We start from the raw sequence: 26390 nt of genomic DNA, 5'->3' as shown, positions 1-26390 counted from the left end.
TCTCACCTTGCGGCCGGAAGCCCGTCGCGCGAGGTCGGCCATCGGTGCTTGAAGACCATGCAACCCGGTGCCCGGTCCGGGGAGAAGTCACTGCTGGAAGGTGTGCCAGCAGCCCACCCCTCGGTTGTCGATCCTCACCTAACCTGGGAAAAGTGGACAACCGCGAAGAGGTCAAGACCTTCCTCACCTCCCGCCGCGCCAAGATCAGCCCTGGGCAGGCCGGGCTGATCGACTCCGGCCGACGCCGGGTGCCGGGACTGCGCCGCAGCGAGGTCGCCGACCTGGCCGGGCTCAGCGTGGAGTACTACGCCCAGCTGGAGCGCGGCAACCTGGCCGGGGTCTCCGACAGCGTCTTGGACGCCCTGGCCCGCGCACTTCGGCTGGACGACGCCGAGCGGGCGCACCTGGCCGACCTCGCCCGCGCCGCCGGCCCTGCGCTCCACGCCCGTCGCAAGCCCCGCGCGCGGCAGGTCCGCCCCAGCGTGGCGCGCCTCCTTGAGCTGATGACCGAGGTCCCGGCCATGGTCAACAACGGGCGCCTGGACGTTCTGGCCGCCAACCACCTCGGTATGGCCTTGTTCGCGCCCGTGTTCGCCGACCCGGCCCGCCCCGCCGGCCAGATCGCCAACCACGCGCGCTTCACCTTCCTCAGCCCCAGCGCTCACACCTTCTGGCCCGACTGGGAACGCGCTGCCGACGACAGCGTCGCCACACTGCGCACCGAAGCCGGCCGCGACCCCTACGACAAGGCCCTCACCGACCTCGTGGGCGAACTGTCCACCCGCAGCGACGCCTTTCGCACCCGCTGGGCCGCCCACGACGTCCGCCTGCACCGCACCGGCACCAAACACCTCCACCACCCCGTCGTCGGCGACCTTCACCTGTCCTACGAAGTTCTAGACCTGGCCGCCGATGCCGGCCTGTCCCTCATCGCCTTCACCGCCCCACCCGGCACCCCCGACGACGACGCCCTCAAACTCCTCGCGAGCTGGGCCGCCACCCACACACCCGCCGACGCCCTGACCCCGCCCGATCGCCCTTAGCGACGGTGGGGGCGACGTACACCGATTGATCAACGGCGCAAGATCAGCAACACTCTCCAATCTTGTTCTTTGTCGTCCGGATTGTTGTAGGGGTGCGGCCGCGTTTGACGGTCTTGCCGACGTCGTAGCAGGTGGCGGGCCGGTGGTTGGGGATGCCGGGTGGACGTCCTGGGCCGGGCCGAGAGGGTTCCGAGACGGGCTCAAACCGTGCAGGACGTCCTCGCGCACAGCATCCCACCTGTTGCGGAAGCGCCCGGGACCACCACCGCCGGAAAACCGTTTGAATCTTCCTTCCGCGTTCCCGTAGGTTGCCTGCGGCCCCGTCGCAGTGAGGACAGAGGACGAACCGCGTGACCCCGCCTGCTCTTTAGACCTGACACCTTCTTCCGCTCACCTCCAAGCCGACCCTCTCGTCGGCTCTGCCGGGCTGCCCGTGTGCGCCCGGTCATTCAGCGATTGAGGCCGCGCGCAATCGGCCTCGTGTCAGGTCTAGAGAGATCATGTCTTCACAACCTCATACTGTGCTGCCCTGGGTCGTTCGTCGGACCAGGCTGCCTCTGCTGTCGCTGCGATGCGTGGACTGTCGGTCGGAGTCGGCCACCACCGGCGAGGGCAGGTTCCGCGTCAACGCCAACCGCAAGCTGCTGGACGTGTGGCTGCTGGTCCGCTGCGTGTCCTGCGATTGGACGAGCAAGCTCACCGTGTACGAGCGAGCGCCGGTCAGATCCTTCGATCCGGCCGAGCTCGACGGCTACCACGCCAACGATCCGGAGCTGGTGGCGTCCAGGCTGCTGGACCCGCTGTTCGCCCGGCGCAACCGCTTCACCCTGGACTGGAAGGGGGCCTGGCGGCTGGACGCCCCGCCGGTATGGCTCGACGAGGCGTGGCCGGTCCAGGTGGAGGTCGTCTTCGAGGATCCGGTGCCGGTGCGCCCGGACTGGCTCATCGCGCAGGGGCTCGGCCTCAGCAGGAACGAGGTGCTGCGCCGGATCAAGTGCGACATTCCGCTGCGTCGTCCGAGGAGCGCCGGGTTCACCTTCACCGTGATGACCGGGGGCTAGCGGGGATGTAGCCACGGTGTGCGCGGAGCGGGCCGGCGGAGGCGGACAGCGGGCTCGGGGGTGATCATGTAGGCCATGCCCTCCCAGCAGGCCAGGGTGCGGCACGTCCAGGGGATCTTCCTGGACGTGCCGCACCCACCGAGCAGCGGCGAGCTTCATGTGCCCGACCATCGCCTGCGCCGGCACCACCCTGGCGAACCCTGGGGTGGGATGTCAGACCGTGGCCGGTTTCGGGGTGGGGGTGAGGTCGGCGAAGAGGCGTTCCTCGGCGACGTCGAGGGCGCTGCGTACGGCTCCGATCGCGGAAGAGTGGTCGCCCATGACCGAGCAGACGACCGTCGGCGGGAAGGCCGTCTCTCGTTCGATGCGGACGCGCACCGGCTCGCGGATGGCCTCGCCGGCGGCCGAGATGCCGCCCCCAATGATCACCAGTTCGGGGTCGATCGTCACCATGACCGGCGCCAGACCCTGCACGAGCAGGTCGGCGAACCCGTCGATGCCCGTCTGGGCGGCCGCGTCGCCCGCCTTGGCCGCGTCGAAGATGGCCTGTATCGCGTCGTCCTGGTCCGCGCTCCGTCTGGCCAGCGCCCTGGGCGCCAGTTCCAGCAGCCGTTCGTAGGCGTGCGCCCACGGCAGCCCGCGCCAGAGGCCGATCTCGGCCGCGGCGCCGTGCCCGCCGGCGTGCGGTCTGCCGGCGACCAGCAGGCCGGTGCCCATGCGGTGGCCGACGTGGACGTACACCACGTCGGAGGCGTCGCGGGCCACGCCCTTCCAGTGCTCGGCCAGCGCGGCCATCCGCATGTCGTTGAAGACCTGGCTCGGGATGCCGAACCGGTCGTGGACGTGCTTGCCCAGGTCGACGCCGTCCCATTCGGGGATGGCCGGGGCGTGGGCGACCTTGCCGTCGGGGCCGACGACGCCGGGTGTGGCGATCGCCGCGCACGAGATGTCGGCGGCGGACAGGCCGGCCGCGTTCAGGGCCGCGGTGATCGCCTGGTTCATGATCGCCAGGCGTCTGGCTCTGGACGAGGCCGGGCGGAGGGTCTCGCGACGTTCGGCGACGATCTCCCCGGACAGGTCGCTGACGAGCACCAGCACCTTGTGGCCGCCGATGTCGACGCCGAGCACGTGGCCGGCGCTCGGGCGGAACTCGAAGCGCTGCGCCGGCCGCCCCACCCGGTCCTTCTTGTCGATGGCCTGGTCCGAGCTCTGGATCCAGCCTGCGGCAAGCAGGTCGGAGATCGCCTGGCTCGTGGTCGGACGGGAGATCTTGGCCGCGGCCGCGATCGCGGTGATCGTATGGCTGCCGCCGTCGTACAGCACGCGGAGCACGGACCGCAGATTGAGCCTGCGGACCATGGAGGTGTCACCGCTGAGCTGCGTCGTCGACCGAACCATGAACGAGGTCATCCTCTTCGCTTTCTGCTTCGTTGCCTACAGCTTGACCGCCGAGCGCCGGTCTGACGATGGCCCGGTAGCAGCCCGCCGCGAGGAACCGGCAGGCGAGCAGTGTAGGTGCGACCGGCAGCGCCGAGGTGACACCGATCATCCCGGACGGCGGGAGTGGTGATCACGCCGAGCTTCACGGCGCGGTGCCCGGGAGCGCCGAGATCTCGATGAGCATCGCGGTCTCTGGGCGCAGCGCGGGCAGCCGCACGCCGACCGTGCCGAGCGTCGCGCCGCTGAACCGGGGCGCCGGTGAGCCCAGCCAGCCGGGCCGGTGGCCGAGGTCGTCCCTGTTCGGGCCGACGAGCTGGACCGCGTAGTGGCGGGCCGGGTCCAGCCCGGGGAAGGTCATCCGCCCCGCGGGCTCCTCGTCGGAGCGGCGCAGCGCGGCCACCGAGTAGAGCGCCAGCTCCGGCGTCACCACGCCGGTCAGCCAGCGGCCCGTGCTCAGGTGCTCGTCGCGGACCAGTGTGCCGGAGTGCAGCAGCGCCCGATAACGCTTGTAGACCGCGATCCACTCGGCGAGCTCGGCGGTCTCGGCGTCATCGAGCCTGGTCAGGTCGAGTTCCAGGCCGAAGTGCGCGAACAGCGAGGTGATCGCCCGGAAGGCGAGATCGTGCCGGCGGCCGGTGGTGTGGGAGACGGCGGAGGCCACGTGGCCGCCGATGAGTTCGAGCGGGATGAGCTGGCTGGTCCAGCGCTGGATGGTCTGCCGTTCGAGCGGGTCGATGCAGTCGGAGGCCCACACCCGGTCGGTGTGCTCCAGGACCCCGAGGTCGACGCGGGCGCCCCCGGAGGAACACGACTCGATCTCCAGCCCGGGGAACGCGGCGCGCAGCTCGTCCATCAGCCGATAGGCGGCCAGCGTCTGCCGGTGGACGCCGGGTGCCTCGATCAGGTCGCGGTTGTGGTCCCATTTGAGGTAGCCGACGCCGTACTCGGTGATGACCGCGGACATCCGCGCGAGCACGTGGTCGAACGCCTTCGGATGGGTGAGGTCGAGCACCTGCTGCCCGCGCGAGGCCGGTGGCAACTGGGGCCGCGCCCGCATGATCCATTCGGGGTGCGCGACCGCGAGCTCCGAGCGCGGGCTGACCATTTCCGGCTCGAACCACAGCCCGAACGTCATGCCGAGCTCCTTGACCCGATCGACCAGCGGATGCAGCCCGTCCGGCCAGCTCTGCTCGTCCACGAACCAGTCGCCCAGCCCCCGATCCGGCCCGTTCCTGTGGTGGAACCAGCCGTCGTCCAGCACGAACCGCTCCACGCCGATCGCGGCCCCCCGCTCGGCCAGGGTGAGGAGCGTGGCAAGGTCGTGATCGAAGTACACGGCCTCCCACACGTTGAGGCCCACCGGCCGAGCGGACCCGGGATGGTGCGGCCGTTCTCTGAGGTGCCGGTGAAACCGGGAGGCGAGCTCGTCGAGTCCGTCCGCCCATCCGAAGAACAGCTCGGGCGACTCGTAGGTCTCTCCCGGCCGCAACACGATCTCCCCGGGCAGCAGGGACTCGCCGCCGCCCAGCGTTCTGAAGCCCTCACCCGTACGCTCGGCCCAGGTGCGATGGTTGCCGCTCCAGGCCATGTGCACCGCCCACACCTCCCCCGACCGGAACCCGAACCCAGCGATCCCCGCCACCACCACGGTCGCCGCGTCCGCCCCGGTGCGGCCCCGCCGCCCTTCGCGAAGATGCACCCCCATGGTGAACGGGCCCCGCTGCGGCTGTCGCTCTCGCGACCAGCGCCCGGCCAGGTCGAACAACTCTCCCGCCCGCTCGGGCACCGGCAACACGGCCGACACCGCGTCGACCCGATAGGCGTCATCCCCGTCATTCCGTACGGCCGTGCGCAACCGGACCAGCCCGCTGCCGGTCAGCTCGATGGTGAGTCGTAGCCCGAGCGCGATGCTCGGATCGGCCGCCTCGACGGTGAGCCGCCGCGCCTCCTGGACGGCCGTGTTCACGGTGAAGCGAGGTGCCCACGCCACACCCCCTCGGGAGCCGGACAGTCCGGGGATGCCGAACCAGCCGGTGTGGCTCTCCGGCAGCACGGAGTGCGAGACCGGGCCGTCGATGAGGTTGTCGACGTGCGGTGGGACGGCGGCCTCGGCCATCGCGTTGAGCTCGGCCTGGTCGCACGGGCCCGGGTCGGCGCCCCAGTGCACGACGGTGGGGAGCCCGGCGGACCGGAGGTCGAGGATCAGGGCGACGCCGGCGGATCGTAGCTGAACGACGCGCCGCGCGGCGTCGGAAGACTCTGTCATCCTGACCTTTCTCATCTGTCATCGGATGTATCAAACATAGATCATCGCAGTGTGAGCAATCTTCGCACTCCCGCCAATCTCAAAGTCTGAGACGTTTTCCCTTGCAGCAGGCCAACTCTTGTCTTGCTTAACATCGCATCCTATTATGTCGAGAGCTTACATAAGTAGGCACGACTTCCTGCGATACATCCTATGTATCGGCTTGGCGGATGGGTGCGAGAACGAATGAACGTGACCGTGTGGAACGAGTTCTTCGAGGAGAAGACGTATCCCAGCGTTTCGTCGGTGTATCCCGACGGGCTGCACGTCGTGCTCAGACAGGCGCTGGTCGAACACCTCGGCCCCGAGGCCGACGTGCGCGTCGCGCTCCAGGAGGAGCCCGACCACGGTCTCGGCCAGGCCGTGCTGGACGACACCGACGTGCTGCTGTGGTGGAGTCATCTCAAGGACGACGAGGTCTCCGACGAGGTGGTCGAGCGGGTCAGGCAGCGCGTGCTCGCCGGCATGGGCCTGCTCATCCTGCATTCCGCCATCGGATCGAAGATCGCCAAGGCCCTGCTCGGCACGTCCGGCGCGATGACCGGCTGGCGTCACGGCGACAGTGAGCTGCTCTGGACGATCCTGCCGGGCCACGACATCGTCCGCGGCGTCCCCAACCCCGTCGTCATCCCCGCGGGTGAGATGTACGGCGAGCCCCTCGACATCCCCACGCCGGACGAGCTCGTCTTCATCAGCTCCTACCAGGGCGGCGAGGTGCTGCGCAGCGGCTGCGCCTTCCAGCGGGGCAGGGGCCGGATCTTCTTCTTCGCCCCCGGGCACGAGGAGTCCCCGATCTACTTCCAGCCCGAGATCAGGCGCGTGCTGGCCAACGCCGTGCAATGGGCCGCCCCGCCCGTACAGGCCCAGCCGAAGGCCACCAGACAGGGCGAGTACCCGAAGAACTGGTGGGTCCAGGCATGACCGATCTGATCCAGATCGGCCTCGGCCCCTGGGGGACCGACTGGGCCACCAACATCATTCCGCAGTTGGCAGACGCCAGGGTGACCGGCTGGGTGGACGCCTCCTCCGACGCGCGTGCGGCGTTCGTCGCCGCGACCGGCGCCGACCCGGGCACCGTGTTCGCCACCGTGCGGGAGGCGTTCGAGGCGACCGGGGCCGTGGCCGCGATCGCCCCGGTCGCGATCGGCGCGCACGCGGCTGTCGCCAAGCAGGTGCTGGAGGCCGGTGCGCATCTGCTGCTGGAGAAGCCGTTCGCGCTGGACGCGGCCACCGCCCGGGAGCTCGCCGACCTCGCCCGGGAGCGCGGCCTGGTCTTCGGCATCGACCAGAACTACCGGATCTTCCCCGGCGCCCCGGTCGTCCGCGCCCTGCTCGAACGGCGGGCCGTCGGAACCATCCGCCGGGTCTCGCTCGAATGGCATCGCGACCATTCAGGCGTCAGGGACGCCAATTCCCTGGTCGAGCTGGCCATCCATCATTTCGATCTGATGCGGTACCTGTTCGGGCGCGACGCGGTGGCGATCACGTGCGTGCCGGTGGCGCCGGTGCGCTCGGCTCAGGACCATACGCCGGGAGCGAGCCTCATCGTCGAGCTGGACGGCGGGCTCACTGTCGACTACGTGCTGTCGAGTCAAGGGATCGACGCGCAGACGCCCTGGCCCGGGGTGTGGCGGATCTCCGGTGACGAGGGGCTCATCAGGTGGGGGGCCGCGCCCGACGACCACCGGGCCGTGTCGATCACCGATGGAGCCGGGAACGTGACCCCGGTCGAGGTGCCCGAGCTGCCGCTGTTCGAGCGGGCCGGGGTGCTGCGGGCGTTCATCGACGCGGTCGAGGGCTCGGGCGTGCCGACCTCGCCGGCCGCCGACAACGCGCACAGCGTCGCGATGCTGGAGGCCGCGCTGACCTCGGCGTTCACCGGGGAACGAACGCGGGTCGAACGATGGTGACGGCCGTGGCCGACCGGGTCGCGGCGCGCCAACGGCGGCAGAGCGGTGGCAGCACACTGTTCGGTCGCAGAACCATGCTGTTCCTGCTGCCGGGAGCCGTCTATCTCGCGGTGCTGTCGGTCTACCCGCTCATCGATCTGTTCCGCACGGCGTTCTCCGACGTGAGCGCCGCGAACCTGCTGGGAGAGCGGCCGTTCAACGGCCTCGACAACATGTGGCGGGTGATCGGCGATCCGTCATTCGGTCACGTGGTGCTGCAGACGCTGGTCATCGTCGTGATCGTGCTCGTCGTCGGGCTGGCCGGCGGGTTCGCCGCCGCCCTGGTGCTGCGCCCGCGGACCCGGCTGAGCGGCGTGACGCTCGGCGTGATGGTGTTCGTCTGGACGCTGCCGGCGGTGGTCGCCGGGAATCTGTGGAAATTTCTGTTGGAGTCGGGCGGTCCGGTCAACTCCGTACTGGTCTGGCTGCACGTGATCCAGCAGCCGGTCCCCTGGCTCGCCAACGGCACGCTGGCGATCGTCGTGCTCGGGCTGGTCAACGCCTGGATGGTGGTGCCGTTCTGCGCACTCGTGCTGCGCGCGGCACTGCTCGACGTCTCTCAGGAACTGCTGGAGGCCGCCGCGCTCGATGGCGCGGCCGGCTGGAAGGTGACCAGGCACATCGTGCTGCCGCTGCTGCGGCCCGTCATCTCGATCCTCGGCGTGCTCGTCGTGATCAACGCCTTCCGCTCGTTCGACCTCATCTTCGTGATGACCAGCGGTGGGCCCGGCACCGCCACGACGACGCTGCCGTTCCTGGGCTACCAGCAGGCTTTCAAGTTCTTCGAGTTCGGGTAGGGCTCGTTCACCGCGACGTTGTCGCTGGTCATCGTGCTCTTTCTGGGCGCGGTCTACCTGCGGATGAACCGGCGGGAGGGCTGATGACCGACGCCAGGCGCAACACCACGGTCACCGTGCTCGGCTGCGTCGTCCTGCTGGCGATCTACGCGCTGCCGCTGTACTGGCTGCTCGCCACCTCGTTCAAGAGCCTCAAGGACGTGTTCGCCGGATCGGCGGCCGTGATCTTCACACCGACCCTGCAGGCGTACGTCGACGTGTGGAACGGCGGCTTCGCCACCTCGGCGGCCAACTCCGTGATCATCGCCGTGTCCACCACCGTCATCGTGCTCGTCATCGCCGTGCCCACCTCCTACGGCCTGGCCCGGCTCAGCGGCGCCGTGGTGACCGGCGGGCTGGCCGTACTGATCATCCTGCAGATGGTGCCGGCGACCTCGACCCTCATCCCGCTGAACCGGCTGCTGGCCCAGTGGGGGCTCACCGGCAACCTGTACGGCGTGGCGATCGCGATCGCCGCGACCAACCTGCCGTTCAGCATGCTGCTCCTGCGGCCGTTCTTCGCCGGCGTGCCGATCGCCATCGAGGAGGCCGCAGCCAGCGACGGCGCGAGCAGATGGCAGCGGTTCGTGAAGATCGTGCTGCCGATCACCCGCAACGGGATCGCCACCGTGGCGACCCTCACCTTCATCGGTGCGTGGGGCGAGTTCCTGTACGCGATCACCTTTCTCAACGACCCGGGCCAGTACCCGGTCAGCGCGCTGCTCGCCCAGCAAATGTCCTCCTACGGGGTGAACTGGCCGGGCCTCATGGCGGTCTCCGCCCTGGTCTCGGTCCCGACCGTACTGATCTACCTGTTCGGGCAGCGGCTGCTGGTCGGCGGCATCACGATGGGAAGCGTCCGTTGATTTCTGCAAAACTCCGCAGCGTCGCCGCTGCGGTGGCCCTCTGCGCCCTCGCCGCCTGCGGAACCTCCGGTTCCGGCGGTTCGGGCAACGTCAACCAGGTCACGTTCTGGCACTACTACGCCCAGGGCATCCCCGCCACCGCGAAGTTCACCAAGGACCTCAACGACATCTACGCCAAGGCCAAGCTGCCCAAGCCGCTGAACAGCGTCTACGTGCCCGGTGAGCAGCTCACCCAGAAGGTCATCGCCACGGCGGCCAGCAAACAGGGCCCCGACATCTTCGTCCAGGGCGGCGCCGACCTGCTCCAGCTCATCAAGGCCGGCGCGATCACCGATTTCACCGCCCAGTACGACAAGTTCAAGGACAAGGACCAGATCCCCGACTCGGCCGTCATCAGGCAGGACGGCAAGGTCTACGGCGTGCAGGGCTTCAGCAACACGACCGCTCTCTGGTACAACAAGAAGATCCTGGCCGAGTTCGGCATCGCGCCGCCCGCCACGATGGACGAGCTGACCGCCGCCCTGGAGAAGATCGGCAAGAAGTACATCGGCATCGGCCTGCCCGGCCAGGGCGATCAGGACGTCAATCCCTTCTCCTTCATCACCGCGTACGGCTTCGACTACGCCAAGCCCGACGCGGCCGCCCTGGAGAACGCGTTCAAGCTGGTCGGCGGCTGGGCCGAGAAGGGCTACGTGCCCAGGGACGCCGCCACCTGGACCCCCGACGTCGCCTTCCAGAAGTTCGCCGCCGGCGGCATGGCCTTCGTGCTCGGCGGCAACTGGCAGTACGGCAACGCCAAGAAGACCGCGTCCTTCGAGTACGGCGTCGTGCCCGTGCCCAACGGGACCGCCCCGGCCAAGGTCTACCAGTTCGGCGACAACGTCCACATGAGCGCGTTCACCAAGGACAAGGACGCCGCCTTCAACGCCATCGCCGCCATGTTCCTCAGCAAGGACGGCGAGCTGGCCGCCCTTGAGGCGGGCAGCATGCCGGTGCGCAAGGACCTGGCCGACACCAAGGGCATGCAGGACCCGATTTACAGCCAGTTCCTCAAGGCCCTGCAGAACGGCGTGCCGTACCTGCTGCCGGGGTTCGGCACCGAACTGACGCAGATGCGCACGCCGGTGACCGAGGCGTGGAGCGCCGTCCTCGCGGGACAGTCCGCCCCGAAAGACGCCGCCGCCACCGCGGTCGCCGCCATCCAGCGCGCCGCCAAGTAGGGCCCCGCGACGCTGCGCCTGGAAAGCGACGAGGTGCTCGACCAGGTCGGCGTGCGACCGCGACCGGGCGACCGGGTGTTCATGCGGGAGGCCGAGGACTCACGCAACAAGATCGGTGAGGCCGGGATCACCAACTGCGCGGCCTGCTCGGGCGGGCAGAAGGTACGCAACATCGGCGGCGGACCGGACCAGGGCAGCGTGCCGGACGCGTATGTGCTGTTCGAGGACGTCACGGTCCCGGAGGCGAGGACGTACACGCTGTACATCGACTTCACGGTCAACGGCAGCCGCTCGTACGATCGCGTCTCCCTTGGGTGAGGCCGAGTCACCGATGTCCGTGAGGATGAACATCGCTATGAGGATCACGCACACCACCACGGTCCACCCACCGAACAACAGGTGCAGCGCTCGGGGGGCCTCCCTCAGTTCCATGAAGTACCGTCCGACGAGGTAGACCTTGACGAACGCCAGGACGAGCACGACCACGGTGGCGAACTGGCGGGTCCCGTGGCCGTCTCCGAGGTACCAGGAGGTCGCGGTCGCGCCCATGAGGACGAGCCAGGCGACTATGGCCCTGTTCCTGCCGCTGGAGGTCGTGGGCAACTCTTCACCTCATCAGGTAGAGCAGGGCGAACAGGACGATCCAGAGCAGGTCGATGAGGTGCCAATAGCATGCTCCGGCCTCAAGGTGGCGAAGGTCCCTTCTGCTCAGGACCGGCTTGCCGGCGATCCGGTACATGATCGCCAAAGCGACCATGCCGAGCAGGAGATGCAGCAGGTGGATGCCGGTGAGGACGAAGTAGTACATGTAAAAGCTGTTCGTCGACGGCGTATGGCCGGCTTCGATCGCGCTCGAGTACTCCAGGAACTTGTTCACGACGAAGCCGGCACCGCACAGCAGGGTCACCAGGATCATTCGTGAGCCGCGGACAGAGGCTCCATGGCGCGACGCGTTCAGGCTCAGCGCGACGAACATCGAGCCGGTCAGCAGCAGGAGCGTGTTCCCCGCGCCGAACGCGAGGTTCATGTGCTCTCGGGCCTGCTCGAAGAGCTCGGCCGCCCGTGACCGCTCATAGACGAACACACCGAAGAACACGGCGAAGATGAGCATGTCTCCAAAGATGAAGACCCAGATGCCGATCTCGCCTGGTACGTGGCCGGGCCCCCGAAGACGCCGGCCGGGCGCCGTCGGGGGCTTGGCCGCGAACGGATCCGCCGACCAGGCATGCATGGTCATGAATCGGTGGCCGGCTCTTGCTCGTTGACGAAGCCACGCCTGACGTTCTGCATCGACAGGTAACTGAAGTACAGCACCCAGATGCCGAACACGACGAACGGGATCCACAGGCACACCACACCGGTCCAGCCGAACGGCCCCTCCTTGAAGAACCAGACCGTGCCGCCCGGGATGAAGCACACGCCGGCCCAGATACTGAAGTAGCCCGTCCACCGGGGGAACACCGGAGCGTCGGTCTTGTCCAGCAGGATGTTCAGCCCGAGCGCGATGGCCCAGATCGTGAACGGCATCCAGGTTCCGAGCAGGATGATGTACCCCGCGTCGTTGAACGCCTGGGTGATCTCCGGCGACACTTCGCCCGCGCGGAAGGCGGCGGTCGCCCACAGGCCGCAGTTCACCACGATCTGCGCGGTGCCCGCGGCCATGCAGGTCAGCTGGACGTACGTCAGCGCCGGGTAGAGCCCCTCCTTACGCCGCGTCTGGACGGCCATGCAGACCCCCCAGACGCCCATCAGCGCGTACGCCAGACAGGAGAAGACCAGCCCGATGCGGATGGAGGTGGCATTCTCCTGGTAGAACCGCGCGACCTGCTGTGCGGAATCGCTCGGGTGGATCGCGGGCGGGAAGTATCTGGCGAGCCAGACGCTCCCGATCAGGAACAGGACCACGATGGCCGGGCCGCACCATGCGATGAGCAGTTGCGAGTTGCGGCTCATGCTGCGACGGTCGGCCTCCGTCGGGACAGATAACCCTGGGCCCGTTCCTGTGGAGGTCGGGGCTACATCGGCAGCGCTCACGAGCTTCTCCTTCCCTCGATCGACTGTTACTGCGCGGTCAGCGCTCCGTCGATGACGTGCTCCTGACCGGTGATGTACGACGAGTCGTCGCAGGCGAGGAACAGCACCAGGCTGGAGACCTCGTCCGGATCGGCCATGCGCCGCAGCGGGACCTGCTCGGCGATGCCACCGCCGCTCTCGTCGGTGGCGGCGACCATCATGGGCGTCTTGATGTAGCCGGGATGCACCGAGTTGACCCGGATGTTGTCGGGGCCGTACTGGACGGCGACGTGCTTGGTCATGCCCCGGGACGCGAACTTGCTCCCCACGTACGCCAGGTTCGGTGTGCCGACGATGGAGACCAGGCCGGCGATCGACGAGATGTTGACGATCGCGCCGCCGCCGGCCCGCAGCATCGACGGTATGACGGTCTTCATGCCATAGAACTGGGAGTGCTGGTTGACCGCGCACACGGTGAGGTAGTCGGCCTCGTCGAGCTCCGCCGTCGCGGCGATCGGGCCGATGATCCCCGCGTTGTTCACCAGGATCGTCACCGTCCCGAAAGCGCTTTCGGCCTGCCGCAGCACCTCCTGCCATTCGGCCAGGGACGTCACGTCGTGCCGGAGGAACAGCGCGTTCTCCCCCAGCTCCTTGGCGATCAGCTGCCCGCGCTCCTCGTTGATGTCGGTCAGCACGACCTTCGCGCCTTCGGCGACGAACCGCCGCGCGTGCGCCTCGCCCATGCCCTGCGCGGCGCCGGTGATGATGGCGACCTTGCCGTCGAGCTTGCCCATGATGATGTCCTTCCTTGCCAGGTCGCGGGCCGCCCCGTTGGCGGGCGGCCCCTTCCTGTCGGTGATGGTGGAGTGTGAGGTGGTCTGGCGATCACGCGTGCAGGGTGATGGCCCGTTCAGGGCATCCATGGGCCCCGGTCCTGGCCGGGGCCTCCCGGCCGGCGGGAACCTCGGCGGGCTCGTCGAGGTGGAGGTTGAACCCGTCGTCGTCGGACTCGTAGACCTCCGGCGCGAGCAGGTAGCAGCGGCCGTGCCCGGAGCAGAGCGACCCGTCAACGGTGTACTTCATCAGCTCGCGTCGTCCCGGCGGCCGGGCTGGAAGACCAGAGGGAGGTTGTTCATCGCGCGGGTGAGACCAGTGGTGTAGGTGACCTCGGCTCCCGGCTTCAGCGAGAAGTCGGGCATGCGCCGCAGGAGCTCCCGCATGACGACCTTGCCCTCGAGCCGGGCGAGGTGGGAGCCGATGCACCGGTGGGGGCCGAACCCGAAGGCGGCGTTCACCGGGAGGTCGCGGTCGAGGTCGACCGCCTTCGGGTTGTCGTAGAAGCGGGGATCCCGGCAGGCGGCGGCGTAGTTCAGCATCACCCAGTCACCCTTCTTGAAGGTGTGCCCGCCGACCTCGACGTCCTGCCTGACGATTCGGCCGAGTGCCACGACCGGCGCGTAGACGCGGACGAACTCCTCGGTCGCCTTGTCGTGCAGGGCGGGATCCGCGGCGAGCCGGGCGCGGTCCTCGGGGTGCGTCGCGAGGTGGTGGGTCATGCCGGCGAGCAGGTAGGTCGTCGTTCCCAGGCCGCCGGCCAGGAGGTCGGTCACGACACTGACCTTGTGCTCCCACGGGCACGGCTCGCCGCTGTCGAGCTCCACCCCCTTCAGCACCGCGTCGACGAAGTCGCCCCGTGGTTCCTCCCGCAGGCGTCGCTCCAGGTAGGCGTTGATGTAGCCCAGCGCCGTGCCCCAGCCCTGGGCGCGGCCCTCCAGCGGGCCGAACAACGCCTCGTCGATCGCCTTGATGAGGGGCGGCAGGTCGTCGATCGGCACGCCCATGTAGCTCGAGAAGAAGACGCGGCCGGGCAGGGTGGCGGCGAAGTCGGTGACGAAGTCGCACTCCCCGCGCTCGATGAACTGATCGATCAGGTGGTTGGCGTGCTCCCGGACGGAGCCTTCGTAGGACCGCACGGCGCGGGGACTGAAGTAGCCGTTGAGGGCGGCGCGCCACCGGTTGTGGTAGGGCGGGTCGGACTCCTCGGGATACATGAACGGCATTCCCTCGGGGCGGTTCGGCTGGAAGCCCTCGGCGCTGCTGAACGTCTCCCAGCTCTGGCCGACCGTACGGACGTCCTCCTGCCTGTTGACGACGTAGTAGCCATGCCCGACGTTGCTCCTCGCGACGGGGCAGTGCTGCACCAGATCGTCGATGACCTCGACGAAGTCCTCGTTGAACTCCGGGGAGTCGAGATCGAAATCGTGGAAGTGGTCTCGGGTCGAGTGTGGTCGAGTCGCGGTCACGGGGAGGCCTCCGTGGGTTCTTGACAGGGAGATGCCGGTGCTCGACGCCCCGATCGCCCCGCCGACGGTAGCGGCCAGGGGGTGTGGCGGGCGTCACACGCTCAAAACAAATGTTTGTCTACTGTGAGGAAGGTGTCAATAGCGCCGGATGATTGGACTCCACGAAAGACCAGCGAGCGACGCCGGATCAAGGCGCATGCCATGACGATGACCTGCTCTTTTATCGCGAGAATCGCGGATCGAGCGACGGCTTTCGCCAGGCTCGGCGCCGCGCGCCGCCGCCGTCCAGGCCGTCGGCGGGCCGAGGTTTAACAATCAGTTGTTTGTTCTCAGGCCGAACCGGGCCGCCGGAGACGGTCGGGGGTCCACAGGGTGGTCGTCGAGGCCACGACCTCGACGGTCTCGACCCCGGGCAGCTCGCGCAGGACGTCGACGATGTAGCGGCGCAGGCCGGTGAAGTGCACGCATGACGAATCCGTCAGCACCAGCTCGATCCGGACGCGGCCGTCCGCGCACTCGACCTTGTCCACCAGCCCCATCTGGCAGATGTCCAGCGGCGAGCGCATGAGAATCCCGCAAGGCTCGGGGATCTTGCTCAACTGGGCGCGGATCGTCTCCTCCGACGGCGTCGCCCTGGTGGTCACCGCCCGCTCCGAACACGGAGCCGGCTCCACGGCTCAGGAGTGACCGCCGCCGCCCGCCGCACGGCGAACTCGTCGGCCGCCACCCGCTCACGCACCTCGCCCTCGTCGAGCCCGAGCATCCGCATCGCGTTGCCGCCGAGGATCTTTCTCCGGTCGGCGGCGGTCAGCTGCGGGATGCCATGCTCGGCCAGCACGTGCTCGGGGAACTCGTAGCCGTCGAACGCGGCCAGCAGTGGCGCGGGGTGGCTGAGGTTGGCGCCGCTCGCGTACAGCAGCTGGCCGACGCCGGCCGTGCCGATGAGCGTGGCGAGGATCTTGGCGAACGCGTCCGGCCGGACCACCGCATAGGCGAACACCGATTCCAGCGTCGCGTACAGGTTGGGGTGGCGGGCCAGCAGCGCCGCCGTCTTGTCCAGGAACGCCGCACCGGCATGCACGATCTGGAACGTGAGCTCGGGAAAGCGCGCCGGCGCGGCCTCCAGGTCGTCCACGTCGAACGCGCCGCGCGGCGCCGGCGGCAGCCAGAGCGCCTTGTGCACGGCCACGTGGCGGACGCCGAGATCGCGCGCCGCCTCCAGCAGGGGTGTCGCGAAGTCGGGCCCGTCGATCCGCCAGCCCTCCGCCCTGCCGCCGTAGAAGAACGCGGGGTAGAGCTTCAGCCCGTCCACACCGAACTCGCGAACCTGCCGCTCCAACTGGGCGATCGCCGCGTCGGTCACCGGGGTGTCCACGGTGGCGTACAGCCGGAACCGGTCCGGGTGGCGGTCGCGGTAGGCCGCGGCCCGCTCCGGGTCGGTCACGTGCCCCTTCGCGAAGCCGAGGTTCGGCAGCGCGTGGATGACCGCCAGGTCGCCCGGGCTCTCCACGAACAGCGCGTCCGCGATGGCCTCGTACGGGAAGTCCGCGAAGAACTCCTCCCGGCTGAGCTGGAACTCCCGGTGTTCCTCGCCGGTGGCGAGCAGATGCGCGGCGTACACCGACTCCAACTGCTCGCGGCCGAGCGGGTCCTGGTTGGCGGGCGCGAGGTTGTACGGATGCACCACCGCGTCCACCACGACACCGTCGTCGATCATCTGTCCTCCTGAGGGTCGGCCCGGATCAACGGCCCGTTCAGCAGCGCGTCCGCGAGCTTGTCGCCGATCTCGTCCGCCGTCGCGGGACCGTCGGGTGAGAACCACTCCGGTGTCCAGTTGAGGGCGCCGAGCAACCCGAACACCACCATGCGCCCGTCGAGGCCGGCGTCGAACACCCCGGCACGCACACCGTCACGCAGCGTCTCGGTGAAGAACCGCTCGTAGCGGGCGCGCTTGTCCAGCAGTCGCGCCCGGTTCTCGTCACCGAGGTAGCGCCACTGGTGGAACACGATCAGCGTCCGCTCGGGGTTCTCGGCGACCACGCGGACGTGCGCCTTGATCGCTTCCCGCAGCAGGACGCGAGGATCGTCGCTGATCGCGCGCACCTCTTCGAGCATCTGGTTGAAGTGGTCGACGCCGCCCTCGATGATGGCGAACAGCAACGACTCCTTGCTGACGATGTGCGCGTACAAGCTTCCCGGGAGAATCCCGACGGCCCTGGCGATGTCGCGCATCGAGGTGCCGGTGTAACCCCGTTCACCGAACAGTCGGGTCGCCTCCCGGAAGATCGTCGCGTATCCGTCGGATTCCTGCTCCCCTGCCGCAACCGTTTCCTGCACAAACAAATGTTTGTATAGTCACTTCGCTGGTGTCAAGATGAGACGGGAGTGAGCGCCGATGAAGCATGTCAGCGCGCGTCACGCGATCACCGCGGCGCAGGTCCTCTGGACCGGGGCCGAGCTCTTCGCGGACCGGGCGTGCGTGACCGATCTGGACGCCACGGCCGCGGGCGAGTCCCTCGGCTACGAGGCCGTGGCGGTCCGCGCGGCGGCCACCGGGGGCGCGCTGCGCGCGCTCGGCCTGCGGCGCGGCGACCGCGTGGCCATCCTGCTGCACAACGGCCAGGCCTACGTCGACGTCTTCCTGGGCGCGCTCGCGGCGGGGTTGATCGTCGTCCCGCTCAACGTCCGGCTCACCCGCGAGGACTACCTGCACATGCTGACCGACTCCGGCTCGCAGGTCCTCGTCACCACCGCCGAGTTCGGCGATCGGCTCCCCCGCGACGGGGAGGTTCACGGCCTCACCGTCGTCCTCGCCGGACCTGCGGGGTCCGGATCGCTCCACGATCTGGCGGCGGACGCGACCCCCCTTCCCGGGCCCGAGCCGGCCGGGGAGAGCGAGGTCGCCAGCCTGATGTACACCTCCGGCACGACCGGTTCGCCCAAGGCCGTCATGCTCACGCACGCCTCGTGGCGCAGCGTCGCCGCCACGGCCATCGACGTGCTCGGGTTCGCCGACGGAGAGGTGACGCTGCACGTGGCCCCGCTGACGCACGGCGCGGGCTTCCTCTTCCTGCCGACGCTGATGACCGGCGGCCACAACCTGCTCTGCCGCTCCTTCGACGCCGCCCGTACCGCCGCCCTGATCGACGGCCATGGTGTCACCGGGATGTTCGTCGTTCCGTCGATGATCAGGATGCTGCTGGACGCCGTGCCCGCCGGGTTCACCGCCCCACCCTCCTTCCGCCGCCTGTACTACGCGGGTTCCCCCATCGACCCCGAGACGTTGCGCGAGGCGACCGCGGCGTTCGGCGGGCGCGTCGTCCAGTCGTTCGCGCAGATGGAGTCACCCATGTTCGTCACGGTGCTCGACCAGGAGGACCACCGCCGCGCGCTCGGCGACCCGGACCTGCCGCTGGTGCGCTCGGCGGGCAGGGTCCTGCCCGGCGTCGAACTCCGCGTCGCCGACGACGCCGGCGCGCCCTTGCCCGCCGGCGAGCCCGGCGAGATCCTGGCGCGGGCCCCGCAGGCGATGGCGGGCTACTGGAGGCGGCCCGAGGCCACGGCCGCGGCCCTGCGCGACGGCTGGCTGCGTACCGGGGACGTCGGCTACCTCGACGAGGACGGCTACCTGTTCCTGGTGGACCGCAAGAAGGACATGATCGTCACCGGCGGCTCCAACGTCTACGCACGGGAGGTCGAGGAGGTCCTGCTCGCCCTGCCCGGCGTGCGCGAGGCGGCCGTCGTCGGGCTGCCGCACCGCATCTGGGGCGAGGCGGTGACCGCCGTGCTCGTCGCCGACGGCGTTCCGCGCGGCGAGGAGGAGATCATCGCGGATTGCCGCGCGACGCTCGCCGGCTACCGGGTCCCCAAACGGGTCGTGTGGGTGAACGAGCTGCCCCGCAACGCCTACGGCAAGGTCCTCAAGCGCCGGCTGCGCGAGGAACTCTCCGCCTCGGACCCGCATTGACACCCGGATCGGCCTGGGGAATAGTTGAAACAAATGATTGTTTGTTGATCTAGGCGTGCCAGAGCCCGGACGTGAGGAGTGGGCAACCTGTGTCCCAGAACACCGAGTTGACTCCGGCCGAACAGCAGTATCCGTTGCCGCCGAGCCTGCTCGACAAGTCCGTCTACACCGACCCCGGCCGGTACGAGCGCGAGCTCACCGAGGTCTTCCACCACGCGTGGTTCCCCGTGCACCCGTCATCGGACGTGGCCCGTCCGCGTGACTACGTGGTCTGGGATCAGATCGGGCAGTCGGTCGTGATCACGAGGCTTCCCGACGGCACGGTCAGCGCCTGGCACAACGTGTGCCAGCACCGCGGCGCCCGGCTGGTGAACGGCTCGGGCAACTGCGGCACCGCACGCTTCACCTGCCCTTGGCACGGCTTCGTGTACGGGTTGGACGGCGCGGTGGGCAGCGTGCCGCTGCGCGGCAGCTTCGACGCGGCCGAGCTGGACGGCCTCCGGGCGCCCGCGGTCCGGAACGAGGAGTGGGGCGGGTGGATCTGGCTCTGTTTCTCCGATGACGTGCCGCCCCTGCGCGAGTACCTCGGTGTGATCGGTGACGAGCTCGCCGGATACGGGCTGGAGGGGTTCACCACCAAGTTCCGCACGTCGGTGCGGCTCACGGCCAACTGGAAGATCGTCGTCGACGGGTTCAACGAGACCTGGCACGTGCCCTTCACCCACAAGGACACGCTCGCCGGGCTCGTGATGTGGCGGGACGCCGTTCTCAAGATCACACCGCCGCACACCTGGATGACCCTGCCGATCCGCGGCTTCACCGACAAGGCCGCGCACAACGGAGATCATCGCACTTCGCATCTCTGCCACTACCTGGTGTTCCCCAACACGATCTTCAGTTGCTTCCCCACGCATCTGCAGATGTGGAGCGCGTGGCCGATCTCGGTCGGCGAGACACTGCTCTGCGCGTACGAGGTGGTCGGCCCGCCACCGAACGGCATGCCGGCCGAGAAATGGGAGCGCCACAACCAGCGGGACTGGGACCAGTTCCTCGAGGTGCTCGGAGAGGACTCCGAGGTCATCAACGACTTCGCCACCGTGATCGGCTCGCTGGGCTTCACCCGGAACATGTTCAACACGGCGGAGAGCAGGCTGACCGCCTTCCACGAGGAGATCGCCAAGCGGCTCGGAGAGGGAGCGCCACGATGACCCTGATCAAGGTGGACCGCTCGACCTGTCAGGGGTACGGCAACTGCGTTCTCGCGCTGGCGTCGGTCTTCGACCTCGACGAGGAGGGGCTCGTCGAGCTCAAGCGCGACGACGTCGAGCCGGGCGAGCTGGACGGGCTGCGGCGGGCGGCCTACGACTGCCCGACCGAATCCATCACGTTCGTCGAATAGCGCGGCAGGAGCCATCGTGGCCACGTCCCGCCTCGGGACGTGGCCACGGACTGGCGTCAGAGGGCCCCTCCTACAGACCCATCTCCTTGGCGATGATGCTGCGCTGGATCTCGTTGGCGCCGCCGCCGACCATGGCGTGCTTGGCCTCGCGGAAATAGCGCTCCATGTCGTACTCGGGCAGTTGGGCGTATCCCCCCAGGGCCTGCATGCCGTTGAAGGAGGTCTTGAACGCGGTGTCGGCGGCGAACACCTTCGCCATCGACACCTCCTTGAGCGCCCGCTCGCCCCGGGCCATCTTCGTCGCCGCGTTGTAGACCAGCAGCCGCGCCGCCTCGACCTCGCACTCGTTCTCCGCCATCCGATGCTTGAGCACCTGGAAGGAGGACAACGACCGGCCGAACTGGGTCCGGTCCTTGGTGTAGCGAATGGTGTCGTCCAGCGCGGTGCGCGCGTTGCCGACGTAGGACGCCGCCAGGCTCAGCCTCTCGTACTCGAGGTGCTCACCGATGTAGGCCCACCCGGTGCCCGGCTCGCCGATGATGTTCTCCCTCGGCACGCGGACGTCGGTCAGGAAGATCTCGGTGGTGCCGAGACTGCGGCGCACGATCGTGTTCAGCTTCCGGATGTCCACGCCCGGCGCCGTGTTCGGCACCAGGATGAGGCTCAAGCCCTGGTGCTTGTCCGGGCCGGTCCTGGCCAGCACCGTGATGATCGTGTTCGGGAGGTGGGCGCCGGAGCAGAACACCTTGTTGCCGTTGAGCACCCAGTGGTCGCCGTCCGCGACCGCCTTCGTCTGCAGGCTCGCGGCGTCCGACCCGGCGCCCGGTTCGGTGATGGAGATGCTGAACTTCGTGCGGCCCTGCAGGAACCCCGGCAGGTACGTCTCCCGCTGCTCCTCGGTGCCGTGGTTGGCGATGTTCGTCGCGGTGAACATCGACGTCATCACCGCCGCCGCGAAGTCGAGGCTGTACTTGGCGATCGCCTCGCAGAAGATCGCGTACATCACCGGGTCGGCGGCCAGGCCGCCGTACTGCTCGGGGATCAGCAGGCCGAGCCAGCCACGGTCGGCGATCTTCTGGTACGCCTCGTCCGGGAATTCGCGGGACTCGTCGTGCTTGCGGATGTACTCCCGGCCGACCTCGCGCTCCATGAAGCTGTGCAGCGTATCGCTCCACAGCTGCTGCTCTTCGGTGAACCGGAAGTCCATCCTGGGCCCCTTCGCCTGTCGTCTCGCGTGGTCACGCCCGCGGCACGCGGGCCATGGCCTTCCACGCTAAACCCGGGCGACGTCGCATAACAAGTGTTTGTTTTCATTCGGCGATCGTCTATGGTGAGGCACGAGCACTGGCGGTCACCACACTGTCCCGGAGCTGCACTGTGAGCCTGGAACACACCTATCGCGCCCTTCGCGTCCTGGACCTCAGCGAGAACATCGCGGGGCCACTGGCGTGCATGGTCTTCGGCGACCTGGGCGCCGACGTCGTCAAGGTCGAACGCCCGGAAACCGGCGAGGCCACCCGTGACCTACCGCCCCGGTGGGACGGCGAAAGCACGGTCTTTCTCACCATGAACCGCAACAAACGCAGCGTCGCCCTGGACATCCGGACGCCGGAGGGCCGGGACGCGGTGTTGCGCGTGGCCCGCGGCGTCGACGTCGTCGTGGAATCCTTCCGTCCGGGCGTGGCGGACCGGCTGGGGCTCGGCTTCGAGGACTTCCGCCGGGTGAGCCCGAGCGTGGTGCACTGCTCGGTGAGCGCCTTCGGCGAGCGTCCACTCGGTCACGACCGGCCCGGCTACGACGCCCTCATCCAGGCGTTCACCGGCATCATGGCGATGACGGGCGAGCAGGACGGCCCCCCGGCCAGAGCGGCGCCGTCGATCGTGGACATCTCCACCGGGCTCTGGTCCACCATCGCGATCCAGGCCGCGCTCGCGCGGCGCACCGACGGTCGCGCCGAGCACCTGCGGGCGAGCCTGGTGGACAGCGGGTTCTTCCTCCTGTCCCACCAGATCATGGGATATCTGGGCAGCGGCGCCTTCCCCGGCCGGCTGGGCTCCGCCGCGCCGAGCACCGCACCGTACGAGGCGTTCGGCACGGCCGACGGCTCGATCATGGTGGCGGCCGCGACCGACCGCCTGTTCGCGCGGCTGTGCGCGGCGCTCGAACTCGACCACCTCGTGACCGACGACCGGTTCCGCACGGTGGCGGACCGGGTCGTGCACCGGTCCACGCTGAGCGAGATCGTCGAAGACCGGCTCCGTACGGCGGGTTCGGCGCACTGGCTGGAGCGGATCGCGGCCGCGGGCGTGCCGGTGGGGCCGGTCAACGACCTCGCCGCCGCACTGGCCCACCCCGTGACCAGCGAGCGCGGCATCGTCCAGGACGCCCTCGACGGACGGATAGCCGGGCTCAAACAGGTCCGGTTGCCCATCGACGAGGACGCCCGATGCGCGATGCGCCAGCCCCCGGCGCTGGGCGCGCACACCGAGGAAGTCCTCGCCGAGGCCGGACTGTCCGAGGCCGAAATCGATCGACTCCATGTACCGAAGGTGATGAAAAGGACGGTGCGCCAGGGATGAGCAGTGTTGCCCCCGCCGCACGACGAGCGGCGCTCGAAGCCCGGCACCCGGTGTGGGTTCCGCGCACGACCGCCCAGCAGCTCGACGTGACCGCGGCCGCGTTCCCCGACCGGCCCGCGATTCTCGGCGACCACGTGTACACCTACGCCGAACTGCGGGACTGGACGGTCCGGCTGGCCGCCGGACTGCTCGCGACCGGGGTGGAACCCGGTGATCACGTGGCCGTCGACCTGGCCAACTTCCCGGAGGCCGTCGCCCTCAAGTACGCGGTGGCCAGGGTCGGAGCGGTGTCGGTGTCGATCAACTTCCTGCTCCGCCATGAGGAGCTGCGATACGTCCTGCACCAGTCGAACTCCATGACGCTGGTCACGATGGACCGCTTCCGCGACCTCGACTACCTCGACGCGCTCGACCGCATCGCGCCCGGCTGGGAACGTAACGGCGGGGGCGCGGCACTGCCGCGGCTGCGCGCGGTCTTCGTCCTGGGCACGGAGGGGCCACCGGCCCGCGGCAGGACGCTGGCCGACCTCATCGCCCTCGGCGCGTCCGTCCCGGACGAGACGGTGCTGCGGCGGAGCGCCGCGGCCGACCCGTTCGCCGCCTCGGACCTGCTGTACACCTCCGGCACGACCGGGAAGGCCAAGGGCGTGCTGCTGCAGCACGACGCCGTCCTGCGGACCGCCTATGCCAGCGCGTACACCCGTGCCTTCCAGGATGGGCGGCGCATCCTGTTCGCGCTGCCGATCTATCACGTCTTCGGGTACATCGAGGCGACCGTCGCCGCCTTGTTCGTCGGAGGGGCGGTCTGCCCCCACACGGTGTTCGACGCCGACCGGATGCTCCGGGCCGTCTCCGACCATCGGATCGACGAGCTGATCTGCGTGCCCGCGATGACCACGGTCGTGCTCGACAAGGCGCGCTCCGGCGACTACGACCTCAGCTCGCTCACCACCATGTTCTCCTCGGGCGCGGCCCACCACCCGGCGATGTGGCAGGAGATGGTGGACGTGCTGGGCGTCGACGAGCTGTTCACCGCCTACGGTCAGACCGAGACGAGCGCGTCCACCCTGTGCACGCAGCCCGGTGACCCGCTCGACCGGTTGCGGTGGACCAACGGGTGCGTGAAGCCGGCGGGCGTGGCCGGCGAGCCGGCACTCGGCGGTGTACTCGGCGTGTACCGCGTCATCGACCCGGGCACCGGTGCCGAACTGCCCCGCGGTGAGATCGGTGAGCTGGTGGTGCGGGGGCCGCTGGTGACCCAGGGCTACTACGACATGCCCGAGGAGACGGCCGCGTCGTTCACCGCCGACGGCTGGTTGCGCACCGGCGACCTCGGCCGCTTCGACGAGCAGGGCTACCTGGTGCTCACCGGGCGCCGCAAGGAGTCCTACCGGTGCGGGGGCGAGCTCGTCGTCCCCGGCGAGGTCGAGGCGGTGCTCGCCGAGCACCCCGCCGTGCTCGCCGCGCACGTGGTGGGCATCCCGCACGAGCGCATGGGCGAGGTGGGCTGCGCGTGGATCGTCGCGGCGACCGCGGAACCACCCGATCCCGAGGAGCTCATCGACCACTGCAAGCAGCGGCTCGCCCGCTTCAAGGTGCCGGCCTCGGTCCTGTTCACCGAAGCGGACCAGGTGCCGACCACGGTCACCGGACGGGTCCGGAAGTTCCAGCTCGCGGAGCGCGCGGTGCTCGAACTCCGCGCTCGGGCGGCGGTCACCCCAGCGGCACGGCCGTGAACGGCCCGCACGTGAACGGGCCTCACGCGAGCGGCTCGCACGTGGTCATCGTCGGCGGCGGCCTGGCCAGCGTCCGGACCGCGCAGGCCCTGCGCGACCTCGGCCACCGCGGCCGGGTCAGCCTCGTGTCCGAGGAACCCGACGAGCCCTACGACCGGCCGCCGCTGTCGAAGGAGTACCTGCTCGGCACGCGCGGCGCCGCCGACATCCGCCTCGCCGACCCGGACGAGTACGCCCGGCGGGACATCGAACTCCTCCTCGGCCGCGCGGTGGCCGGCATGGACCTGCGCACCCGGACGCTGACGTTCGCCGACGGCGGCGAGATCGGCTACGAGCGGCTGGTCGTCGCCACCGGCGCCCGGCCGCGCCGGCTCCCGGACCTGCCGGAATCGGGCAGGGTGCACTATCTGCGGACCGCCGCCGACTCCCGGCGGCTGGCCGGCGTGCTCACCGACGGCGCCCGGGTGGCCGTGATCGGCGCCGGGTTCATCGGCCTGGAGGTGGCCTGCGCCGCGCGGCTGCGGGGCTGCCGCGTCACCGTCGTCGAAGCCGCGGCGCAGCCGATGGCACCGATCATCGGCGCCGAGCCGGCGGCCTGGCTACGACGCTGGCACTCCGGGCGGGGCCTGGAGTTCCGCTGCGGCACCACGGTCGAAAAGAGCGAGGAGCGGCCCGGCGGGCGGCTCCTGTGGCTCGGCGACGGCACCGTCGTCGAGGCGGACGTCGTGGTCGTGGGCGTCGGGGTCGTCCGCGACACCGCCTGGCTGGCCGCCGCCGGGCTCGAAACCCACCACGGCCTGGTCTGCGACGAGACCGGGCGCACCTCGGCGGCGGACGTCTTCGGGGCGGGCGACATCGTCTGCCGGCACACGGCGGGTCGGTGCCGGCCGACAGGCCACTGGACCGCCGCCTCCGACAGCGCGGCCAAGGTGGCCGCGGCACTCCTCGGTGTGCCGCCCCCCGACCTCGGCGAGGACGGGTTCTTCTGGTCCGACCAGGCGGACCTGAGACTCCAGTTCGTCGGCGCCGCTCCCCCGACGGCGACGGCGACGGTCGTGTCCGGAGACTTCGACAGCGGGAAGTTCGTCGTCCACTACACCGAGGGCGACCGGCTGACCGGAGTGTTCGCGGCCAACGCGCCACGCGACTTCCTCCGCGGCCGTCTCGCCCTTCGCGCCATCCGGCCGGCCATCGACGAGGTACGGACATGACACCGACGACGTCCCCGCTCACCACCGAGCAACGCCAGGAGATCACCGACCTCTACGCGCGTTACTCCCACGCCTTCGACGAGTGCCGGGCGGACGAGCTCGCCGCGCTGTTCACCGAGGACGGCGTCTTCGCGCGCGAGGGCGCCGCGCCCGTCGCCGGCAGGGAGAGCCTGGCCGCGCTGGTGCGCGCGGCGGCCGAGCGTGCGCCTGGAATGCGGCACGTCGTCAGCAACGTCCTCGTCGAGGCGGCCGCGGGCGGCGCCGTGGGGCGGGCGTACGTCGTCGCCCTCGTCGTGGGCGACACCGATCTGCGGCTGGCGACCTTCGGCCGCTACGACGACGAGTTCGTGCCCACGCCGGAGGGCTGGCGGCTGCGCGTCCGGCGGTTCACGCCGTTTGTCCCCGCGGTGTTGGCGAACGCCGTCCTTGCTGTTACCGTTCCTTGAAACAACTGTTTGTTT

26 protein-coding genes and 1 pseudogene are annotated in these 26390 nt (G+C 69.4%); 15 read left to right on the top strand and 12 right to left on the bottom strand.

What is annotated here, in order from left to right; genetic code table 11:
• The first annotated feature begins 152 nt into the window (after positions 1 to 152).
• The gene (locus AB0F17_RS26465; protein ID WP_358027626.1) at positions 153 to 1043 is read left to right on the top strand and encodes a helix-turn-helix transcriptional regulator; all 891 of its coding nucleotides are present in this window, start codon (positions 153 to 155) and stop codon (positions 1041 to 1043) included.
• 575 nt (positions 1044 to 1618) lie between these two features.
• Positions 1619 to 2104 (top strand): DUF1062 domain-containing protein, encoded by a 486-nt coding sequence (locus tag AB0F17_RS26460; protein WP_358027623.1) that lies wholly within the window; start codon positions 1619 to 1621, stop codon positions 2102 to 2104.
• Positions 2105 to 2317: 213 nt separating this feature from the next.
• On the opposite strand, the gene AB0F17_RS26455 is transcribed toward AB0F17_RS26460, so the two are convergent.
• Together AB0F17_RS26455 and AB0F17_RS26450 are read right to left on the bottom strand one after the other, a co-directional pair.
• Positions 2318 to 3502, bottom strand: coding sequence for an ROK family protein (locus tag AB0F17_RS26455; protein ID WP_358027621.1), 1185 nt, complete (start codon positions 3500 to 3502; stop codon positions 2318 to 2320).
• Positions 3503 to 3686: 184 nt separating this feature from the next.
• Positions 3687 to 5810 (bottom strand): alpha-galactosidase, encoded by a 2124-nt coding sequence (locus AB0F17_RS26450; RefSeq protein ID WP_358027619.1) that lies wholly within the window; start codon positions 5808 to 5810, stop codon positions 3687 to 3689.
• Positions 5811 to 6035: 225 nt separating this feature from the next.
• Between AB0F17_RS26450 and AB0F17_RS26445 the strand changes: the two genes are divergently transcribed.
• From AB0F17_RS26445 to AB0F17_RS26420, 6 genes are all read left to right on the top strand, one after another.
• A complete protein-coding gene (locus tag AB0F17_RS26445; RefSeq protein ID WP_358027616.1) occupies positions 6036 to 6770 on the top strand; it encodes a ThuA domain-containing protein in 735 nt (244 codons plus the stop codon).
• A complete protein-coding gene (locus AB0F17_RS26440; RefSeq protein WP_358027613.1) occupies positions 6767 to 7759 on the top strand; it encodes a Gfo/Idh/MocA family oxidoreductase in 993 nt (330 codons plus the stop codon). Before AB0F17_RS26445 ends, AB0F17_RS26440 begins: the two co-directional genes overlap by 4 nt.
• Before the next feature lie 5 nt (positions 7760 to 7764).
• Entirely contained in the window at positions 7765 to 8595 is an 831-nt protein-coding gene (locus tag AB0F17_RS26435; protein WP_358027610.1) for a sugar ABC transporter permease, read from the top strand.
• Between the two features lie 83 nt (positions 8596 to 8678).
• Positions 8679 to 9500, top strand: coding sequence for a carbohydrate ABC transporter permease (locus tag AB0F17_RS26430; protein WP_358027608.1), 822 nt, complete (start codon positions 8679 to 8681; stop codon positions 9498 to 9500).
• Positions 9497 to 10720, top strand: coding sequence for an extracellular solute-binding protein (locus tag AB0F17_RS26425; protein WP_358027606.1), 1224 nt, complete (start codon positions 9497 to 9499; stop codon positions 10718 to 10720). Before AB0F17_RS26430 ends, AB0F17_RS26425 begins: the two co-directional genes overlap by 4 nt.
• A gap of 51 nt (positions 10721 to 10771) precedes the next feature.
• Positions 10772 to 11038, top strand: a complete 267-nt coding sequence (locus AB0F17_RS26420; protein ID WP_358027885.1) for a hypothetical protein — start codon at positions 10772 to 10774, stop codon at positions 11036 to 11038.
• Between the two features lie 48 nt (positions 11039 to 11086).
• Here AB0F17_RS26420 and AB0F17_RS26415 read toward each other — a convergent pair.
• The 9 genes and pseudogenes from AB0F17_RS26415 to AB0F17_RS26375 form a co-directional block, all read right to left on the bottom strand.
• Positions 11087 to 11323, bottom strand: a pseudogene (locus AB0F17_RS26415) (cytochrome C oxidase subunit IV family protein); the annotation flags it as partial.
• Positions 11324 to 11327: 4 nt separating this feature from the next.
• Positions 11328 to 11957, bottom strand: coding sequence for a cytochrome c oxidase subunit 3 (locus tag AB0F17_RS26410; protein ID WP_358027603.1), 630 nt, complete (start codon positions 11955 to 11957; stop codon positions 11328 to 11330).
• Positions 11954 to 12673 (bottom strand): hypothetical protein, encoded by a 720-nt coding sequence (locus tag AB0F17_RS26405; RefSeq protein WP_358027600.1) that lies wholly within the window; start codon positions 12671 to 12673, stop codon positions 11954 to 11956. Before AB0F17_RS26405 ends, AB0F17_RS26410 begins: the two co-directional genes overlap by 4 nt.
• Positions 12674 to 12780: 107 nt before the next feature.
• The gene (locus AB0F17_RS26400) at positions 12781 to 13656 is read right to left on the bottom strand and encodes a glucose 1-dehydrogenase (protein WP_358027598.1); all 876 of its coding nucleotides are present in this window, start codon (positions 13654 to 13656) and stop codon (positions 12781 to 12783) included.
• Positions 13619 to 13816, bottom strand: coding sequence for a ferredoxin (locus AB0F17_RS26395; protein ID WP_358027595.1), 198 nt, complete (start codon positions 13814 to 13816; stop codon positions 13619 to 13621). The genes AB0F17_RS26400 and AB0F17_RS26395 overlap by 38 nt, the downstream gene beginning before the upstream one ends.
• Positions 13816 to 15036 carry a cytochrome P450 gene (locus AB0F17_RS26390; protein WP_358027593.1) on the bottom strand — a complete coding sequence of 407 codons (1221 nt, stop codon included), beginning with the start codon at positions 15034 to 15036 and terminating at the stop codon, positions 13816 to 13818. Before AB0F17_RS26390 ends, AB0F17_RS26395 begins: the two co-directional genes overlap by 1 nt.
• Before the next feature lie 329 nt (positions 15037 to 15365).
• Positions 15366 to 15680, bottom strand: coding sequence for an iron-sulfur cluster assembly protein (locus tag AB0F17_RS26385; protein ID WP_358027590.1), 315 nt, complete (start codon positions 15678 to 15680; stop codon positions 15366 to 15368).
• Positions 15677 to 16753, bottom strand: a complete 1077-nt coding sequence (locus tag AB0F17_RS26380) for an amidohydrolase family protein (RefSeq protein ID WP_358027588.1) — start codon at positions 16751 to 16753, stop codon at positions 15677 to 15679. The genes AB0F17_RS26385 and AB0F17_RS26380 overlap by 4 nt, the downstream gene beginning before the upstream one ends.
• Positions 16750 to 17373 carry a TetR/AcrR family transcriptional regulator gene (locus tag AB0F17_RS26375; protein WP_358027585.1) on the bottom strand — a complete coding sequence of 208 codons (624 nt, stop codon included), beginning with the start codon at positions 17371 to 17373 and terminating at the stop codon, positions 16750 to 16752. The genes AB0F17_RS26380 and AB0F17_RS26375 overlap by 4 nt, the downstream gene beginning before the upstream one ends.
• Positions 17374 to 17431: 58 nt before the next feature.
• Between AB0F17_RS26375 and AB0F17_RS26370 the strand changes: the two genes are divergently transcribed.
• The 3 genes from AB0F17_RS26370 (at position 17432) to AB0F17_RS26360 (ending at position 20402) form a co-directional block, all read left to right on the top strand.
• Positions 17432 to 19003 carry an AMP-binding protein gene (locus AB0F17_RS26370; protein WP_358027583.1) on the top strand — a complete coding sequence of 524 codons (1572 nt, stop codon included), beginning with the start codon at positions 17432 to 17434 and terminating at the stop codon, positions 19001 to 19003.
• A gap of 89 nt (positions 19004 to 19092) precedes the next feature.
• Positions 19093 to 20211, top strand: coding sequence for an aromatic ring-hydroxylating dioxygenase subunit alpha (locus AB0F17_RS26365; RefSeq protein WP_358027581.1), 1119 nt, complete (start codon positions 19093 to 19095; stop codon positions 20209 to 20211).
• Positions 20208 to 20402: a ferredoxin gene (locus tag AB0F17_RS26360; RefSeq protein ID WP_358027578.1), complete on the top strand. Its 195-nt coding sequence runs from the start codon at positions 20208 to 20210 to the stop codon at positions 20400 to 20402. The genes AB0F17_RS26365 and AB0F17_RS26360 overlap by 4 nt, the downstream gene beginning before the upstream one ends.
• A gap of 70 nt (positions 20403 to 20472) precedes the next feature.
• On the opposite strand, the gene AB0F17_RS26355 is transcribed toward AB0F17_RS26360, so the two are convergent.
• Positions 20473 to 21609 (bottom strand): acyl-CoA dehydrogenase family protein, encoded by a 1137-nt coding sequence (locus AB0F17_RS26355; RefSeq protein ID WP_358027575.1) that lies wholly within the window; start codon positions 21607 to 21609, stop codon positions 20473 to 20475.
• A 170-nt stretch (positions 21610 to 21779) separates the two neighbouring features.
• Here AB0F17_RS26355 and AB0F17_RS26350 point away from each other — a divergent pair, with 170 nt between their 5' ends.
• The 4 genes from AB0F17_RS26350 to AB0F17_RS26335 are packed head-to-tail and all read left to right on the top strand — an operon-like array spanning position 21780 to position 26375.
• Complete coding sequence (locus AB0F17_RS26350; protein ID WP_358027572.1) at positions 21780 to 22982, top strand: CoA transferase; 1203 nt, start codon at positions 21780 to 21782, stop codon at positions 22980 to 22982.
• The gene (locus AB0F17_RS26345; protein ID WP_358027570.1) at positions 22979 to 24718 is read left to right on the top strand and encodes an AMP-binding protein; all 1740 of its coding nucleotides are present in this window, start codon (positions 22979 to 22981) and stop codon (positions 24716 to 24718) included. Before AB0F17_RS26350 ends, AB0F17_RS26345 begins: the two co-directional genes overlap by 4 nt.
• An 11-nt stretch (positions 24719 to 24729) precedes the next feature.
• Entirely contained in the window at positions 24730 to 25929 is a 1200-nt protein-coding gene (locus AB0F17_RS26340; protein ID WP_358027567.1) for an FAD-dependent oxidoreductase, read from the top strand.
• Positions 25926 to 26375 carry a nuclear transport factor 2 family protein gene (locus AB0F17_RS26335; protein WP_358027565.1) on the top strand — a complete coding sequence of 150 codons (450 nt, stop codon included), beginning with the start codon at positions 25926 to 25928 and terminating at the stop codon, positions 26373 to 26375. The genes AB0F17_RS26340 and AB0F17_RS26335 overlap by 4 nt, the downstream gene beginning before the upstream one ends.
• Positions 26376 to 26390 lie beyond the last annotated feature (15 nt).

This window comes from Nonomuraea sp. NPDC026600 (genome assembly GCF_040638335.1).
Taxonomy (GTDB): domain Bacteria; phylum Actinomycetota; class Actinomycetes; order Streptosporangiales; family Streptosporangiaceae; genus Nonomuraea.
Note: the sequence above shows the minus strand (reverse complement) of the source record. Positions and strands in the feature narration are given on the sequence as shown.

What these genes read in the sequence shown, in the direction of transcription:
- AB0F17_RS26455 (WP_358027621.1), bottom strand. Translation starts at nt 3,502, where the DNA reads ATGGTTCGGTCGACGACGCAGCTCAGCGGTGACACCTCCATGGTCCGC.
- AB0F17_RS26450 (WP_358027619.1), bottom strand. Translation starts at nt 5,810, where the DNA reads ATGACAGAGTCTTCCGACGCCGCGCGGCGCGTCGTTCAGCTACGATCC.
- AB0F17_RS26445 (WP_358027616.1), top strand. Translation starts at nt 6,036, where the DNA reads ATGAACGTGACCGTGTGGAACGAGTTCTTCGAGGAGAAGACGTATCCC.
- AB0F17_RS26440 (WP_358027613.1), top strand. Translation starts at nt 6,767, where the DNA reads ATGACCGATCTGATCCAGATCGGCCTCGGCCCCTGGGGGACCGACTGG.
- AB0F17_RS26430 (WP_358027608.1), top strand. Translation starts at nt 8,679, where the DNA reads ATGACCGACGCCAGGCGCAACACCACGGTCACCGTGCTCGGCTGCGTC.
- AB0F17_RS26410 (WP_358027603.1), bottom strand. Translation starts at nt 11,957, where the DNA reads ATGACCATGCATGCCTGGTCGGCGGATCCGTTCGCGGCCAAGCCCCCG.
- AB0F17_RS26405 (WP_358027600.1), bottom strand. Translation starts at nt 12,673, where the DNA reads ATGAGCCGCAACTCGCAACTGCTCATCGCATGGTGCGGCCCGGCCATC.
- AB0F17_RS26400 (WP_358027598.1), bottom strand. Translation starts at nt 13,656, where the DNA reads ATGGATGCCCTGAACGGGCCATCACCCTGCACGCGTGATCGCCAGACC.
- AB0F17_RS26395 (WP_358027595.1), bottom strand. Translation starts at nt 13,816, where the DNA reads ATGAAGTACACCGTTGACGGGTCGCTCTGCTCCGGGCACGGCCGCTGC.
- AB0F17_RS26380 (WP_358027588.1), bottom strand. Translation starts at nt 16,753, where the DNA reads ATGATCGACGACGGTGTCGTGGTGGACGCGGTGGTGCATCCGTACAAC.
- AB0F17_RS26370 (WP_358027583.1), top strand. Translation starts at nt 17,432, where the DNA reads ATGAAGCATGTCAGCGCGCGTCACGCGATCACCGCGGCGCAGGTCCTC.
- AB0F17_RS26360 (WP_358027578.1), top strand. Translation starts at nt 20,208, where the DNA reads ATGACCCTGATCAAGGTGGACCGCTCGACCTGTCAGGGGTACGGCAAC.
- AB0F17_RS26355 (WP_358027575.1), bottom strand. Translation starts at nt 21,609, where the DNA reads ATGGACTTCCGGTTCACCGAAGAGCAGCAGCTGTGGAGCGATACGCTG.
- AB0F17_RS26345 (WP_358027570.1), top strand. Translation starts at nt 22,979, where the DNA reads ATGAGCAGTGTTGCCCCCGCCGCACGACGAGCGGCGCTCGAAGCCCGG.
- AB0F17_RS26335 (WP_358027565.1), top strand. Translation starts at nt 25,926, where the DNA reads ATGACACCGACGACGTCCCCGCTCACCACCGAGCAACGCCAGGAGATC.